Annotated in this window: 16 protein-coding genes; 10 read left to right on the forward strand and 6 right to left on the reverse strand. The window is 71.9% G+C overall.

Annotation, left to right across the window (positions count from 1 at the left end; genetic code table 11):
• Positions 1-132: 132 nt before the first annotated feature.
• Positions 133-819 carry a GntR family transcriptional regulator gene (locus PV796_RS03920; RefSeq protein WP_274911449.1) on the reverse strand — a complete coding sequence of 229 codons (687 nt, stop codon included), beginning with the start codon at positions 817-819 and terminating at the stop codon, positions 133-135.
• A gap of 255 nt (positions 820-1074) precedes the next feature.
• On the opposite strand from PV796_RS03920, the gene PV796_RS03925 reads away from it, so the two are divergent.
• From PV796_RS03925 to proS, 3 genes are all read left to right on the forward strand, one after another.
• Positions 1075-1233 carry a hypothetical protein gene (locus PV796_RS03925; RefSeq protein ID WP_274911450.1) on the forward strand — a complete coding sequence of 53 codons (159 nt, stop codon included), beginning with the start codon at positions 1075-1077 and terminating at the stop codon, positions 1231-1233.
• A gap of 73 nt (positions 1234-1306) precedes the next feature.
• Complete coding sequence (locus PV796_RS03930) at positions 1307-2212, forward strand: polysaccharide deacetylase family protein (RefSeq protein ID WP_274911452.1); 906 nt, start codon at positions 1307-1309, stop codon at positions 2210-2212.
• Between the two features lie 102 nt (positions 2213-2314).
• Positions 2315-3727 carry a proline--tRNA ligase gene (gene proS / locus PV796_RS03935; RefSeq protein WP_274911453.1) on the forward strand — a complete coding sequence of 471 codons (1413 nt, stop codon included), beginning with the start codon at positions 2315-2317 and terminating at the stop codon, positions 3725-3727.
• 29 nt (positions 3728-3756) lie between these two features.
• Here proS and PV796_RS03940 read toward each other — a convergent pair whose 3' ends face one another.
• A complete protein-coding gene (locus tag PV796_RS03940) occupies positions 3757-4362 on the reverse strand; it encodes a TetR/AcrR family transcriptional regulator (protein WP_274911454.1) in 606 nt (201 codons plus the stop codon).
• 125 nt (positions 4363-4487) lie between these two features.
• Between PV796_RS03940 and PV796_RS03945 the strand changes: the two genes are divergently transcribed.
• Positions 4488-5180 (forward strand): nitroreductase, encoded by a 693-nt coding sequence (locus tag PV796_RS03945; RefSeq protein ID WP_274911455.1) that lies wholly within the window; start codon positions 4488-4490, stop codon positions 5178-5180.
• A gap of 57 nt (positions 5181-5237) precedes the next feature.
• Here the strand turns inward: PV796_RS03945 and PV796_RS03950 are convergent, their stop codons facing one another.
• The 3 genes from PV796_RS03950 to PV796_RS03960 all read right to left on the reverse strand — a co-directional run bounded on the left by PV796_RS03950 (position 5238) and on the right by PV796_RS03960 (position 7839).
• Positions 5238-6005: a GNAT family N-acetyltransferase gene (locus PV796_RS03950; protein ID WP_274918856.1), complete on the reverse strand. Its 768-nt coding sequence runs from the start codon at positions 6003-6005 to the stop codon at positions 5238-5240.
• Between the two features lie 201 nt (positions 6006-6206).
• Positions 6207-7088 carry an alpha/beta fold hydrolase gene (locus PV796_RS03955; protein ID WP_274911456.1) on the reverse strand — a complete coding sequence of 294 codons (882 nt, stop codon included), beginning with the start codon at positions 7086-7088 and terminating at the stop codon, positions 6207-6209.
• Positions 7089-7188: 100 nt separating this feature from the next.
• Positions 7189-7839 (reverse strand): SDR family NAD(P)-dependent oxidoreductase, encoded by a 651-nt coding sequence (locus tag PV796_RS03960; RefSeq protein WP_274911457.1) that lies wholly within the window; start codon positions 7837-7839, stop codon positions 7189-7191.
• Between the two features lie 344 nt (positions 7840-8183).
• Here PV796_RS03960 and PV796_RS03965 point away from each other — a divergent pair, with 344 nt between their 5' ends.
• Positions 8184-8792 (forward strand): TetR/AcrR family transcriptional regulator, encoded by a 609-nt coding sequence (locus PV796_RS03965; protein ID WP_274911458.1) that lies wholly within the window; start codon positions 8184-8186, stop codon positions 8790-8792.
• 54 nt (positions 8793-8846) lie between these two features.
• Positions 8847-9887 carry an NAD(P)-dependent alcohol dehydrogenase gene (locus PV796_RS03970; RefSeq protein WP_274911459.1) on the forward strand — a complete coding sequence of 347 codons (1041 nt, stop codon included), beginning with the start codon at positions 8847-8849 and terminating at the stop codon, positions 9885-9887.
• A 183-nt stretch (positions 9888-10070) separates the two neighbouring features.
• Here the strand turns inward: PV796_RS03970 and PV796_RS03975 are convergent, their stop codons facing one another.
• Positions 10071-10409, reverse strand: coding sequence for an ArsR/SmtB family transcription factor (locus PV796_RS03975; protein WP_274911460.1), 339 nt, complete (start codon positions 10407-10409; stop codon positions 10071-10073).
• Positions 10410-10519: 110 nt separating this feature from the next.
• Here PV796_RS03975 and PV796_RS03980 point away from each other — a divergent pair, with 110 nt between their 5' ends.
• The 4 genes from PV796_RS03980 to PV796_RS03995 all read left to right on the forward strand — a co-directional run bounded on the left by PV796_RS03980 (position 10520) and on the right by PV796_RS03995 (position 14324).
• Positions 10520-10858: a putative quinol monooxygenase gene (locus tag PV796_RS03980; RefSeq protein ID WP_274911461.1), complete on the forward strand. Its 339-nt coding sequence runs from the start codon at positions 10520-10522 to the stop codon at positions 10856-10858.
• A gap of 169 nt (positions 10859-11027) precedes the next feature.
• On the forward strand, positions 11028-12566 hold the full coding sequence (locus PV796_RS03985; protein WP_274911462.1) for a cellulase family glycosylhydrolase: 1539 nt from the start codon (positions 11028-11030) through the stop codon (positions 12564-12566).
• A 215-nt stretch (positions 12567-12781) separates the two neighbouring features.
• Entirely contained in the window at positions 12782-13741 is a 960-nt protein-coding gene (locus PV796_RS03990; RefSeq protein WP_376562915.1) for an aminoglycoside phosphotransferase family protein, read from the forward strand.
• 115 nt (positions 13742-13856) lie between these two features.
• Positions 13857-14324: a hypothetical protein gene (locus PV796_RS03995; RefSeq protein ID WP_274911464.1), complete on the forward strand. Its 468-nt coding sequence runs from the start codon at positions 13857-13859 to the stop codon at positions 14322-14324.
• Positions 14325-14454 lie beyond the last annotated feature (130 nt).

Raw genomic sequence — 14454 nt, forward strand, 5'->3', positions numbered from 1 at the left:
GCCACAACTGTGCCGCGGGCGGCCGCCGGAGCGGCGCAGACACTCGCCGTCGACCCGGCATCCCCCCCCGAACTCCCCGGCCCCTCCACACCCGTCGACTCGTCCCGCACTCCCCCGTCGCCCACGCCTCCCCTACTCCTCGCCCTCCCCGAACAGCAGGCGCAGGGCAACCGCCCGGTAGTGGCGGACGTGGCGCAGCGAGGCGTCGGCCGCCGCCTCGGTGTCGCGCGAGGCGATGGCGAGGGTCAGGGCGCGGTGCTCCTCGTGCAGGGCGACCGGGTCGTCGATCTGTTGGAAGAGCCAACGCAGCCGTCCCTCAAGGGACTCCAGTGTGGCGCCGAGCAACTCGTTGTCGGCGAGTTCCACGATCCGGTGGTGGTAGGCGAGGTTGGCCCGGCTGATGCGCTCGGCGCGGCCGGTCAGGGTGGCCAGGCGGGCGTCCTCCAGGAGGCGGGCGAGTTCGTCGAGCCCCTCCTGGGTGGCGCGTTCGGCGGCGCGGCGGGTGGCCAGCACCTCCAGCGCCTCGCGCATGTCGAAGAGGTTCTCCACGTCGCGCCGGGACATCTCCTTGACGGCGATGCGGCGCGGCGAAAGGGCCTCCAGGACGCCCTCGTTGAGCAGGATGCGGATCGCCTCGCGGACCGGGACGCGGGAGACCCCGAAGTCCTCGGCCAGATCGCGCTCCACCAGCCGGTCCCCGGGCTTGAGCCGCCCGGTGGCGATCCGGTCGCGCAGCCCGTCCAGGACCTGATCGCGCAGCCACGACGAGTGGGTGGGAGCGGCGTCCGTCTTCCGCGCGTCCGATTCGGTCCGGTCCATGTTCCCTCCAGGTCTGCGACGCCTCCGCGCTCGGGAAGCCTCACGGTATACCAAACGCTTGACGAGGCCCGGGGACACCCTCATTCTTTGGTATACCAAACAAGGATCCGCTCCCGCTGCACGGGCAACTCCCCTGCTGACCAGGCGAATCGAGGCTTGGCGTGAGTATGTTCACGGCCAGAAAGGTCGCCACCGGCACCGCACCGCACGACTTCGCTGCCGCGCCCGCCGCAGGCACTCATCGACGACTACGGCGTGCACGCCCAGATGCTCGGCCCGGTCGTCCGGGACGGTGCCATGACCGGCTGGCTGTCCGTCCACAGCCTCACCGGGCGCGACTGGACCGCCGACGACACCGCCGCCCTCGCGGCCGCCACCACCCGGGTCCACACCACCCTCGACGCCGCCCCCTGACCCCAGTCCGTCCATCGTTCCTCAACTCACCCTCCCAGAGAGGCTGTTGAAGCCGCCACCGAAAGGACCCCGCATGACCAAGGACATCAAGATCTGCCTGGGCGTCGACGTCGATGCCGTCGCCGGCTGGCTCGGCTCGTACGGCGGCGCGGACTCCCCCAACGACATCCAGCGCGGTGTCTTCGCCGGCGAGATCGGCATCCCCCGCGTGCTGACGCTCTTCAGGCGCTATGGCATCCGCACCAGTTGGTTCGTCCCGGGTCACTCGATAGAGACCTTCCCCGAGCAGACCCGGATGATCGTCGAGGCGGGCCACGAGGTCGGCGCGCACGGCTACTCGCACGAGAACCCAATCGCGATGACGCCCCGTCAGGAGGAGGACGTCCTGGCCAAGTGCGTCGAGTTGATCGAGGAGTACACCGGCCGCCGGCCGCGCGGGTATGTGGCGCCGTGGTGGGAGATGTCCCCGCACACCGCGGATCTGCTGCACAAGTACGGCTTCTCCTACGACCACAGCCAGAACTACCGGGACTTCACGCCCTTCTACGCCCGTGTCGGCGACAGTTGGACGAAGATCGACTACTCGCGGGACGCCAAGGACTGGATGAAGCCGCTGGTGCACGGCGCTGAGGTCGATCTGGTGGAGTTCTGCGGCAACTGGTACGTGGACGACCTCCCGCCGATGATGTTCAACAAGCACGCCCACAACAGTCACGGCTTCGTCAGCCCGCGCGAGTTGGAGCAGACCTGGCGCGACCAGTTCGACTGGGTGCACCGCGAGCTCGACTACGCCGTCGTCCCCGTCACCCTCCATCCCGACGTCAGCGGACGTCCGCAGGTCCTGCTCATGCTGGAACGGTTCATCGACTACGCCGGCGGCCACGACGGCGTCACCTTCTGCACCCTTGAGGACGCCGCCGACGACTTCCGTCGCCGTTTCCCGTTCGCCGGCAAGGAACGCCCGGCCGATATGCGCTGAGCCGCGCCCCCGACATCGGGGCGGAGGGGCCGGGCAACGGCGGTGCCGCCCACCGGAGTAATTGGCTCGCACCGGCCGGGCCCGGCCCCTACTCTGCCCGCCATGGCAAAGACTCCCGTGCTCACCCCCCGGGCGGACGACTTCCCGCGCTGGTACCAGGACCTGATCAACAAGGCCGAACTGGCCGAGAACGGGCCGGTGCGCGGCACCATGGTCATCCGACCGTACGGGTACGGCCTGTGGGAGCGGATGCAGCAGGAGCTGGACTCCCGGATCAAGGCCGCGGGCGCCGCCAACGCGTACTTCCCGCTCCTCATCCCCCAGTCGTATCTGACGAAGGAGGCCGAGCACGTCGAGGGCTTCGCGCCGGAGCTCGCCGTCGTCACGCACGGCGGCGGCAAGGAGTTGGAGGAGCCCGTCGTCGTCCGCCCCACCTCCGAGACGATCGTCAACGACTACTTCGCCAAGTGGGTGCAGAGCTACCGCGACCTGCCGCTGCTCATCAACCAGTGGGCGAACGTGGTGCGTTGGGAGCTGCGCCCGCGGGTCTTCCTCCGCACGACGGAATTCCTGTGGCAGGAGGGCCACACCGCGCACGCCACCCGCGAGGACGCCCGGCGCTACGCCGCGCACATCCACCGGGACGTGTATGCGGACTTCATGACGAACGTCCTCGCCATGGACGTCCTACCGGGACGCAAGACGGCCCGGGAGCGGTTCGCCGGCGCGATCAACACGCTCACCCTTGAAGGCATGATGGGCGACGGCAAGGCCCTGCAACTGGGCACCAGTCACGAGCTGGGCCAGAACTTCGCCAGGGCGTTCCACACCCAGTACCTGTCGCGGGACGGCCGGCAGGAGTATGTCTGGCAGACCTCCTGGGGCTCGACCACGCGCATGATCGGCGCGTTGGTGATGATGCACGGCGACGACGACGGTCTGCGCATCCCGCCCCGTCTGGCGCCGGTCCAGGCGGTGGTGGTCGCCGTCAAGGGCGACGACGCGGTGTTGGCCGAGGTCCGCGAGATCGGCCGCCGGTTGACCGCGGCCGGCGTCCGCGTCCATGTCGACGACCGCGCCGACCTGCCGTTCGGCCGGCGGGCGGTCGACTGGGAGCTCAAGGGCGTACCGGTACGGATCGAGGTCGGGCCGCGCGATGTGGCGAGCGGCACTGCCGTGTTGGTCCGCCGCATCGCGGGCCGCAAGGAGCCGACGGCGGTCGAGGCGCTGCCCGGGCTGCTGCCCCAAGTCCTCGCGGACGACCAGGCGTTGCTGCTGGCCCAGTCACGCGAGCGCCGCGAGCGGCGGACCGTCGAGGTGTCGACGATCGCGGAGGCGGTGGCGGCCGCGAGCACGGGGTGGGCGCGCATCCCCTGGGCCGCACTGGGCCCGGAGGGTGAGGCGGAACTGGCCGAGCAGGGAGTGTCCGTGCGGTGTTTGGTCGCCGCGGACGGGTCCGTCCCCGAGCGCGATGACCAGCCGGGCAATGTCGCGGTGGTGGCGCGCGCCTACTGATCCGCCTGATCCGCGCGGGGCGGATGCGGTCACGCCGTTCCCGGCAAGGCGTGCGCGAGGAGGGTCTTCGCGGCCGCGCGCGCATGCCGACCGTAGTCCGCCTCGTTCAGCACCATGGCGCGACTGGCCGCCCCGTCAGCGAGGGTGACCAGTTGCTCGGCGAGCGCATCGGGCTCTTCGCATCCCAACTCCCTTACCAGAGCCGCGAGCAGACGCACCATCAGCAGCTTCTGTTCCCGGGCGTAGGCGTGGATCGGGCTCTCCGGGTCGGGGAACTCGGCCGCGGCATCGATGAACGGGCACCCGCGCGCCACGGCCGCGTCCGCAGCGGGCGGATCGAAGAGCCGGAGGATCCGCTCCCGCGGGTCGAGGTCCTCAAGGGTGAGCACGCCCTCCAGCGTGCTCCCCGACTCGGCGAGCGCCCGCAGATGAGCCAGCACGAGATCGCTCTTGGTCCGGAAGTGAAGGTAGAGGGTGCGCTTGGAGACCGGCGCCTCCGTCGCGACCTGCTCCATGCCGGTCGCGGTGATCCCCTGCTCCGCGAACAACCGCGCGGCGGCAGTCAGGATGCGCTCCCGCGCCCCCTGCGCCCGCCGTTGCGTCGTCCCCTTCTCCGTCCCTGCCTCCGCACCCATGCCCCAAGTATACGACGGCGTTTACTTCCGACACGGTGGACGGCTAGAGTCGCACCTGCACCAGCGGTAAACGCTCCCGTTTACCGATGCCTTTCCCCGCCCTTCACGCCGTCGAGGAGCACCCCATGAGACCGTCCGGCCACGACCAACTGACCGGCCATGCGGAGGATTTGATACGTGGGCGGCGCGCCGTACGCGCATTCCGCCCGGACCCCGTGCCCCACGAAACGCTGCGGGCGGTCTTCTCGTTGGCCGGTGCCGCACCGTCCAACTCCAACACGCAGCCGTGGCGGGTGGAGGTGGTCAGCGGCGCGCCGCGCGATCGCCTGGCGGATGCGCTCCAGGCCGCCCACGCCGCGCACCGCACCTCCGTCGACTTCCCGTACGACGACGCCCTGTACCTGCCGGTGCAGCGGGAACGACGCAGCGAGTTCGGCGGCCGGCTCTACGGCGCACTGGGCATCGACCGCGACGACCACGCGGCGCGCGCGGCCTATGACGCCGAGAGCCTGGGGTTCTACGGCGCCCCGCACGTCGCCTTCCTCTTCGTCTCGGACCACGCCGACGCACGCCTGGCGGCGGACGTCGGCGGCTACCTCCAGACGCTGCTGCTGGCCATGACCGCGTACGGCGTGGACAGTTGCCCGCAGGGGTTGCTGAGCTTCTACGCCGACACGGTACGCCGCGAACTGGGCGTCAACGAGGGCAAGTTGCTCGTCGGTGTCTCCTTCGGCCACGCCGACGAGGCCGCACCGGTGAACCGGATCTCCACCCCGCGCGCGGCGCTGGAGACGACCACGACGTTCCATGACCGGTAGCAGGCGGTCCGGATATGGGTACGGAAGTCAGCGCCACCTTGGGGAGGGCGTGGGGTCTCAGGCGGTGCTGATGGCGTGTTCGGTGAACTGGCCGCAGGGGTGGAACCCCAGGCGGCGGTAGAGCGGTTCGCCGTCCTCGGACGCCTGGAGCACCGCGATGCGGTGGCCCTGACTGCGGGCGGTGTGGAGGGCGGCGAGGGTGACGGCCCCGCCGTAACCGCGTCGACGGTGAGCGGTCAGGGTGCAGATGTTGTAGATCCCGGCGACTTGGGCGTGCAGGAAGACCTCGGCCGAGCAGACCGGGCGGCCCGCCACGTAGCCGACCAGATAGCGGGCCGGGCAGTCGGCGGCCAGTGCCTGGGGTGCGGCGCGGGCGAAGAAGCGGCGGACGGTGACCGCGGGCGGGTCCCAGTTGGCGGCCAGGACCGTGGCGAAGTCGGCGAGTTCGTCCGGCGTGGTCGCCGGGCGGATCTCCAACCCGTCGGCCGCGGGCTGCGGTAGCGCGTCCGCCAATGCGGCCCACATGGCCGTCTCGCGTTCGGCAGGCGGCAGGCCGGCGGCCGCCAGACGGTCGGCCAGGTCCTCCGGCGCGGAGGCGGGCCCCACCCACCAGGAAAAGCGGCGGCCGGTGGCGGCCACGGTCCGGAGGGTGCGGTCGATCCGCGCCTGGGCATCGCCGGAGGTGAAGCGGGCCCCGGCGACGACGTTGAAGGTGTCGTCGTCGAGGCCGCTGTCGGCGACCAACAGGTCGTCGGTCTCCGTGACGGTCGCACCGGCCGTCTCCCGGTGCAGATGGCAGGCGTGTTCGGCCAGGTTCCGCTCCATCCTGGCCAGCAGATCGCGGTCATCGCTTCCGTCGGGGAACGGGTGCTGCATCGGTCGCATGGTGAGACATCCCATCACGCCCGTCGGCCGCCAGGCTCCTGATTTTTGCGCCCGCCGACGGCAACGCGCCGGGGCGCTCCGTTGCACCTGTCTGCTGCACCTCAACTAGCCCATGGATGCGCCAAGTTGAGGTCGGTCGGCTCAGTCGGTGTGTGCCTGTAGGGCGTCGAGGAGCTGGGGCCAGAGTTCGCGCGGACGGTCGTGTCCCATGTCGGGGACCAGCATGAGCCGCGCTCCGGGCACCAGTTCCGCGGTGCGTTCGCCGCCGCTCGGGGCGATCAGCGTGTCGTCCAGGCCGTGGATCACCAGGGTCGGCACCCGTAGCGCCCGGAGCGCCTCGGCGCGCGAGCCGTCAAGGATCATCGCTCCGAGTTGACGCCCGACCCCGGCCGGGTAGTAGGCGCGGTCGTAGCTGGCGGCGGCCAACGCGCGAAGCAGCGCGGGGTCGCCATAGCGCTTGGAGGACCACACCAGTTCGCGCTCCGCCGAGGCGATGTACCCCTCCCGGTCGCTCGGCCTCGGCCCCAGGAGCACCGCCTGGGACTCGGGACTGGTCCCGCCGTACTCCGGTTCGCCGGTCGCGGACATCATGGACGTCAGGGTCAGCACCCGGGCCGGCTGGGCGAGGGCCATCCGTTGGGCGATCATTCCGCCCATCGAGGACCCGACCACGTGCGCGCGGTCGATGCCGAGCGCGGTCAGCAGGTTGAGGCCGTCGGTGGCCATGTCCGCCAGCGTGTACGGCACCATCGCGCGGGCCGCGGCGAGGTCGCCCGAGCCCACGGCGGCGATGAACCGGCCCACGTCGACGGGGCGGTCGTCGAACGTGGTGGACAGCCCGCAGTCGCGGTTGTCGTAGCGGATCACATGGCGGCCACGGTCGGCCAACGCGCGGCAGAAGTCCTCGTGCCAGGCGATCAGCTGGGAGCCGAACCCCATCACGAGCAGGACCGGCGGGTCGGACGGGTCGCCGAACGTGTCGTAGGCGAGGGACATTCCGGGTGAGACGTCAACGAGTGGCATGCCTGGATCCTCCCAGTTCCGGCCGCAGCCCGGGCCCACCGCAGACACTTCGCCCACCCGCTCACCCGCCTCCTTGGCTCCCCGCCTCCCTACTTCACGGTCACGCCGTCGAACAGCACGTCGTCCTCCCACTGCTCGGCGGGCTGCCTGGCAAGCCGTACGTACTGTTCGGCGATCCGGTCGGGATCGAGCGGGGAACCCGGGGAGACCGGGCCGGCGACGGTGACGGTGGCGAGGTGCACGCCCCGCGGCCCGAACTCCCGGCGAGGACCGCGCGGGCCGCGCGCAGCCCGGCCTTGCCGATGGACAGGCTGGTGCCCGCGACGCGCGCGGTCGGCATGCCCGAGGTGAGCAGGGCGGTGCCGCCGCCGGCCGCCGCCATGCGCGGAGCCAGGTGCGTCACCGCGCTCACCGCGCCGACCACGTTGACCCGCAGCGTCGCCGTCAGTTCGGCGGCGGACAGTTCGCCGGGGCGGTCGTAGCGGACCCAGGCGGCGTTGTAGACCAACACGTCCGGGACGCCGAGCCGTTCGACGGCGGCATCGAGGCCGGCGCGCAGTGACGCCTCGTCAGCCGCGTCCGCCAGCAGGCCGAGGGCCTTGCCCCCGGCCCCCTCGACCGCCGCGACGGCCCCGTCGACGGTGGCCCGGGAGCGCGCCAACACCGCGATCGGCGGGCCTTCCTGAGCGAATCGGCGGGCCACCGCCTGACCGATGCCGGGTCCCGCGCCGATCACGAACGTTCCAGCCATGGTCAGTCCGCTCCCCTTCGCTCTCGCCGAACGGCGATCGCAGGGGGAACCCGGCTGATCCACTTCTTGTTCCGCCTCCCGTCGCCGCCGACGACGGCAAGCCTGCGCAGCCCGTCGACGTCCACGTAGCGACTGCTGAGGGTGTCAGCGAAGCCCGGCGGCAGGTGCGACGCGCCGGAAACCGAGCCTGGGCCCTCGCCCCCTTCCTTGACCGATCAGTCCAAGAAAGGGTTAAGGTGATGACGGAGTGGCGACCGTGATTGCCGCAGTCACCCTGCGGAGAAGGCGGGGACAGCCTGGACAGCGGGATCAGCGGAGGCAGTCGCCGGACGGAGAGGTGCACCATGGCAGGCAGGAAGCAGTTCGACGTCGATGAGGCACTGGAGCGCTCGATGCGGGTCTTCTGGGAGCGTGGGTACGCGGACACCTCGCTCGACCTGCTCGGTTCGGCCACGGGACTGGGCCGCGGGTCGCTCTACGGCACCTTCGGCAGCAAGGACACCCTGTTCCGGAAGTGCCTGGACCGCTACGGCGCGACGTACGGGGAGCGTTACGAGCGGGCGCTGGCGACCCACCCCGGCGACCCGGTCCGCGCGATGCGGGCGTTCTTCGACGTCACGTTGGAGCGCATCGCCGACGCCTCGGTGCCCGATAGCTGCCTGCTCGCCCAATCCGCCGCCCAGTCAGCGACGTTGGACGCGGAGAGCCAGGGGCGGATCCGGGCGCTGCTCGGTGCGCAGCGGGAGCGGGTGCGTGCCGCGTTGGCGCCGCTCCCCGGGGTCGGCGGCGCGGAGCTCGATGACCTCGCCCTGTATCTGGTCGGCGTCAACCAGTCGCTCGCCGTGCTGAGCCGTGCCGGCACCTCGCCGGCGGAGCTGTCCGCCGTGGCCCGGATCGCCTGCGGCACGGTGGCCACCAGGGCGGCGGCCGTCCGCGCTACCGGCTCCCCCTGAGGAACCGGCCCACCCGCCGCGGCTCCTCCCCTCCGCACGAGAAAGGCAGCCCGCATGAAGGCCCTCCAGTTCCGCACCGTCGGCGCGCCGCCCGAGGTGGTGCACGTGCCCGACCCCGAGCCCGGGCCCGGTCAGGTCCTGCTCAAGGTCACCGCCGCCGGTGTGTGCCACTCCGACTTCGCCGTGATGAACCGACCCGCCGGGGGACTTCCCTTCGACCTCCCACTCACGCTGGGCCACGAGGGCGTCGGGACGGTCGCCGCCGTCGGCGCGGGCGTGACGGCGGTGCAGGAGGGCGAAGCGGTCGCCGTGTACGGCCCGTGGGGCTGCGGCAGCTGCGCCAAGTGCGCGGAGGGTAAGGAGAATTACTGCCTGTGCGCCCACGCGCTCGGCATCCGTTCGCCGGGGCTCGGCGCGCCGGGCGCGATCGCGGAGTACCTGCTCGTGGACGATCCGCGGCATCTGGTACCGCTCGACGGGCTCGACCCCGTCGCGGCGGTTCCGCTGACCGATGCGGGGCTCACGCCGTACCACGCGATCAAGCGCGCGCTGCCGAAGCTGGTGCCGGGTTCCACCGCGGTGGTCATCGGCGCCGGCGGCCTCGGGCACGTCGCGATCCAACTGCTGCGCGCCCTGACCCCGGCCCGCGTCATCGCGCTCGACGTGAGCGACGAGAAGCTGCGGCTGGCCCGCGAGGTCGGCGCGCACGAGGCCGTCCGGTCCGATGCCGGGGCCGCGGGCGCGGTGCGCGAACTCACCGGCGGGAACGGGGCGGAGGCGGTCTTCGACTTCGTCGGGGCGGCGCCCACCGTGACGACGGCCGGGGCACTCGCCGCGGTCGAGGCGGACATCAGCATCGTCGGCATCGGCGGGGGCGCCCTGCCGGTCGGCTTCGGCCGCCTGCCCCACGAGGCGTCGGTCAGCGCGCCGTACTGGGGCAGCCGCGGCGAGTTGCTGGAGGTGCTGGCGCTGGCCCGCACCGGCGCGGTCTCCGTCCACACGGAGACGTTCCCCCTGGACGAGGCGCCGCTCGCCTACGAACGACTGCACGCCGGCACCATCAACGGACGCGCGGTGATCCTGCCGAACGGCTGACGGCGCCGGGGCGAGGCGGCGTTCGCACGGCGCGCGGCGCCGCCCCGGTCCCCTGGGGCCAGTCGAAGGACTCCCCCAGGACGAGGGTGGCGCACAGCGAGTTGGCGTCACACCGGGGGTCTACCAGCGCTCGGCGCGGTGACGCGGACAGCCCGCCGGGCGGCTCGGCTGGCCGACGTCCCCTTATCCGGGGTCGGTGGCTGACGCCGTGGTTTCCTCGGCGGCGAGGAGTGCCAGCAGGCCGGGGAACCGCCGCTCGATGTCGGCCCGGCGGAGGGTGGCCATCCGGCTGTTGCCGCGGTCGACCTGGCGGATCAGGCCGGATTCGCGCAGCGCACGGAAGTGATGGGTGACCGTCGCCTTGCTGACCGGCAGCGCGAAGGAACTGCAGGTACGCGCCTCGCCGTCCGGCCCGGCCGCCAACTCCCGTACGACGCGCCGCCGCAACGGGTCGGCCAGCGCGGAGAGCACCTTGCCGAGTTCCATCTCCGCGAGGCCGGGGTGCCCCTCGTCGTCGGGCATCGCCCTCACCTCCCAGGTACGGCTTGCATCATACCTCGGCGATCGCTAGCGTCACCGGAAAGGTACGAACTCCGTCGTACCTATGGATGTCTATGCCACTGGAGGCCACCATGGACCAGCCGTTCACCCTCGTCGGGATCGCCCGGCCCAAGCCCGAGCGGGCGGCGGACCTGCGACGGCTCCTGCTCTCGTTCGTCGAGCCGACGCGACAGGAGCCCGGCTGTCTGGAGTACCACTTTCACGAGGACCGGGACGAGCCGGGCGTGTTCGTCTTCTATGAGGCATGGCGCAGCAAGGAGGACCTCGACGCCCACCTGACCCTCCCCCACCTGCGGGACTTCTGGGAGCGGCGGATGGACTACCTGGAGAGGGACTTGGAGATCCGGTACCTCGCGATGCACAGCCCGTATGAGGCGCGACGGGGGCAGGCGGAGACGCGGGCGGCTTAGCGACATGCCGGTCAACTGACCAGCGCCACACCACCGTTGACGGCCAGCCTCCCTCCTTCAGGCCCTTCGCATGGCTTCCTTCTGCGGCTTCCGTGGCGCACAATCCGAGCGGCGGAGAGCCGACCACCGAGCGGATGGGTCATCACATCGGCGGCACCGGGAGGCAGTTATGCGCATGCGTCGCGCCGTCATGTCCGTCGCGCTCGGTGCGGCGCTGGTCGCGGCCGTACCGGCGGGCGCCCCGGCCGCGGGGCGGACGGCGGCCACGACAGCGGACGCGGCGGCGCGGACGGCCACCGGGGCGGTCACTGCGGCGCACGGCCGGGCGGCGGACTGGTCCGTGCCCACCGGCAGCGTCACCGCGCCCGACGGCCGCACGCTCTTCACCGACCGGCACGGGCGCGTGCTGCGGTTACGGGGCCTCAACCTCGGCAAGACCGACACGGTGACGGAGACGCACCTCGCCCAACTAGCGCGGGACGGGTTCGGGCTGGTGCGGCTCAACATCGGGTGGGAGCGGGTCGAACCGCGCCGGGGGCGGTACGACGCCGGCTATCTGCGCTATCTGGGGCGGGTGTTGGGTTGGGCCGACCGTCATCGGGTGCTGGTGCTGATCGACTGGCACCAGGACGTCTTCGGGCCGGCGTTCGGGCACAACGGCATGCCCGCCTGGGCCACCCGCACCGATGGGCTGCCCTTCAGGCCCAACCCCGGTGACTGGTTCGCGGAGTACTTCCAACCCGCCGTGCAGGCCGCCTTCACCCACCTCTACGACGACCGCGATCTGCGCGCGGCCCAGGCCGCCGCGTACGCCAAGGTGGCGACGGTGTTGCGCGGGCACCGGTCCCTGCTGGGGTACGACCTGTTCAACGAGCCGTTCGGGCCGGTTCCCGGGGATCCGACCAACCCCGACGACCAGATCGACGCCTCCGCCGCCCTGGAACGCGGCCGACTGGCCGACATGTACCGGCGGTTGATCGGCGCCGTCCGCTCCGCCGACCCCGATGCCTGGCTCTTCGTCGAACCCACCGTCCTGGTCGGCCAGGGCGTCCCCACCAGCCTGCCCGGCTTCGCCGATCCGCGGCACGGCGCGGCCCGCCTGGGCTACGCCCCGCACTACTACGACACCGCCGTCGAGTCGGGCGCCGACTGGAACCCGTCGGGCCGCTTCATCGAGAACTACGAGGCCGCCATCGGCGACTACCCGACCGCCCACCGGATGCCCGTGCTGGTCGGCGAATGGGGGCCGCCGCAGGCCCACACCCCCGGAAACGCCGAACTGATACAACGTCAAGTGACCTCCATGGAGGGCTTTTCCACCGGCTGGGCGCTGTGGTACGACTGCCGCTCCGCGGACGGCGGCGGCTACTGCGCCTACGACGCCAACGGCCACCCCGCCCCCGGAAAGGAGCCGGCCTTCGCCCCGTACGCGCCGTCCGTGGCGGGCGTGCCGGGCACCGAGTCCTACGCCCCGGCCGGCCGGACCTACACCCTCACCCTGACCGCCAACCGCACCACGCGCCGCGCCTGGACCCGCCTTTCGCTGCCGACCAGCGTCTTCCCCCGCGGCGCCCGAATCACCGTTACCGGGGCCGGGACGAGGGTGATCGTGACGGCCGACGGCCCGGGGCACGCCAGGTTGCTCCTCCCAACGGCCCGTCCGGGAGCGGTGGTTCGGGTGGTGGCGACGGCTACCGCCGTTCGGTAGCCAGGCACGTGCGCGCGGGGGCGGGTGTCCCGGGTGGGGCTCCAGGTGCCTGGCAAAGCGGGCGCACGGGGACCGTCACAGGGAGCCCGGTGGCGACGTCGTAGCTCCGGGGGTCGAGCCCCGGCACGTCATTGCGTGGGGATGGTCGCGAGGGTCGGGGCGGGGCGCGGAAATGGGGTTGACGCCTGGGGCGGTTGTCGGTCGGATGGCGCTCCATGAGTGGAGCACAGATGCATCCCGGCATGTTTCCGATCGACGCCGGGCTCGTACGGCGGTTGATCGCCGGGCAGTTCCCGCAGTGGGCGGGGCTGGCGGTGCAGCGGTTTCCGTCCGGGGGCACGGTCAATGCCATGTACCGGCTGGGCGACGATCTGGTCGTGCGGCTGCCGCTGGTGCGGGGCGGCATCGGGGACGTGTTGCGGGAGCGGGAGTGGTTGCCGCGCCTGGCGCCCCTGCTGCCGGTGGCGGTCCCGGAGGTGCGGGGGGCCGGGGAGCCCGCGGAGGGGTATCCGTGGCCGTGGTCGGTGTACCGGTGGTTGGCCGGGGAGGCTCCTCGGGTGGGGGCACTGGTTGAGCCCGCGCGGTTGGGCGGGGAGTTGGCCGCGTTCGTGAGGGCGATGGGGAGCGTTGCCCTGCCCGGGGCGCCGGCGGCGCACCGCGGCGGGCCGCTCGTCTCGCTCGATGCGTCGACCCGCGCGGCGATCGAGGAGCTTCGCGGGATCCCGCGGGAGAACATCGACTGCGATGCCGCGCTGGCCGTCTGGGACGAGGCGGTGCGCGCCCCGGACTGGGACGGGCCGCCGGTGTGGCTGCACGCCGATCTGATGCCGGGCAATCTGCTGGTGGACGGCGGCGGGCTGGGTGCGGTGATCGACTTCGGGTGCCTGGGAGCGGGCGATCCGGCCTGTGACCTGTTCCCGGCGTGGAATCTGCTGCCGGTGGGTGACGGCAGGGACACCTTCCGCGGTGCACTGGGCCTGGACGGCGCGACCTGGCTGCGCGGCCGGGCGCGGACGCTGTCCCAGGCGCTGAACGCGCTACCGTACTACCGGACGACCAACCCCACGATGGCGCAGAACGCCCGGCACGTGATCCGGGAAGTGCTGGGAGAGGTCGGGTCGACACCCCGGGCCCGCACGCGGCCCGCGCACCCGCCCCAGCTCCCAGGCGTGTGAGGCGCGCCACATCAACCGCGCCGGTGGCCCTCGCGTCTTGGTCGACAACAGCAACCCGCCAACCAGCAGTCCGCACGCATCGATACGAGCCAGCACGACAGAAAGCCCGGCAGCCATGCCCTCTCAGCCGCGTCGCACCTCCCACGGCACCGCCTACCTCGTGCTCGGCGGGCTCGTCGTGGCCTGCCTGATGATCGGCGGCGGGGTGTGGGCCCAGAACAACACCACCTGGCTCAAGCGGATGCGCGGCGGGAATGCCTGGAGCCTGACGTACCAGGCCGCAGCCGTCGGCGGCGGTGGTCACGCCACCACCGTGCGCTACCGCGTCAACCCGGACAGGTACGAGCGGAACCATCGCATCGAGCGGGTCGGCCGCACTCCGCTGCCGTGGAGCAAGCAGGCGCTGGTCACCACCGGGGAGTTGGCGCGGGTGGAGGTCGAGCCCGAGGGGGACACGGTCGCCACGTGTCGGATCCTGCTCGACGGCGTCAGGGTCGTGGCCGAGGGCCGCTCCCCCGCCCCCGGTCGTCCCGCGGTCTGTCAGGTGAAGACCAGCAGCACGCCGGAGAAGTGGCCCCGCTGAGTGCGGGCGCACGCGTGCGGAGACTCGATTCGACCGGACTCGATTCGACTGGACTTGATCCGGATCGGCTGGACTTGATTCGGCTCGGCTGGGCCTGATTCGCCGCCGGCCTCCCTCGGAATCACGCGGC

The organism is Streptomyces sp. WZ-12 (genome assembly GCF_028898845.1).
In the GTDB taxonomy this organism is placed as follows: Bacteria; Actinomycetota; Actinomycetes; order Streptomycetales; family Streptomycetaceae; genus Streptomyces.

Coding starts and splice junctions, on each gene's coding strand:
- PV796_RS03995 (WP_274911464.1), top strand. CDS start 13,857: ATGCCCTCTCAGCCGCGTCGCACCTCCCACGGCACCGCCTACCTCGTG.
- PV796_RS03930 (WP_274911452.1), top strand. CDS start 1,307: ATGACCAAGGACATCAAGATCTGCCTGGGCGTCGACGTCGATGCCGTC.
- PV796_RS03970 (WP_274911459.1), top strand. CDS start 8,847: ATGAAGGCCCTCCAGTTCCGCACCGTCGGCGCGCCGCCCGAGGTGGTG.
- PV796_RS03945 (WP_274911455.1), top strand. CDS start 4,488: ATGAGACCGTCCGGCCACGACCAACTGACCGGCCATGCGGAGGATTTG.
- PV796_RS03965 (WP_274911458.1), top strand. CDS start 8,184: ATGGCAGGCAGGAAGCAGTTCGACGTCGATGAGGCACTGGAGCGCTCG.
- PV796_RS03940 (WP_274911454.1), bottom strand. CDS start 4,362: ATGGGTGCGGAGGCAGGGACGGAGAAGGGGACGACGCAACGGCGGGCG.
- PV796_RS03985 (WP_274911462.1), top strand. CDS start 11,028: ATGCGCATGCGTCGCGCCGTCATGTCCGTCGCGCTCGGTGCGGCGCTG.
- PV796_RS03980 (WP_274911461.1), top strand. CDS start 10,520: ATGGACCAGCCGTTCACCCTCGTCGGGATCGCCCGGCCCAAGCCCGAG.
- PV796_RS03920 (WP_274911449.1), bottom strand. CDS start 819: ATGGACCGGACCGAATCGGACGCGCGGAAGACGGACGCCGCTCCCACC.
- PV796_RS03960 (WP_274911457.1), bottom strand. CDS start 7,839: ATGGCTGGAACGTTCGTGATCGGCGCGGGACCCGGCATCGGTCAGGCG.
- PV796_RS03975 (WP_274911460.1), bottom strand. CDS start 10,409: ATGCCCGACGACGAGGGGCACCCCGGCCTCGCGGAGATGGAACTCGGC.
- proS (WP_274911453.1), top strand. CDS start 2,315: ATGGCAAAGACTCCCGTGCTCACCCCCCGGGCGGACGACTTCCCGCGC.
- PV796_RS03990 (WP_376562915.1), top strand. CDS start 12,782: ATGAGTGGAGCACAGATGCATCCCGGCATGTTTCCGATCGACGCCGGG.
- PV796_RS03955 (WP_274911456.1), bottom strand. CDS start 7,088: ATGCCACTCGTTGACGTCTCACCCGGAATGTCCCTCGCCTACGACACG.
- PV796_RS03950 (WP_274918856.1), bottom strand. CDS start 6,005: ATGGAGCGGAACCTGGCCGAACACGCCTGCCATCTGCACCGGGAGACG.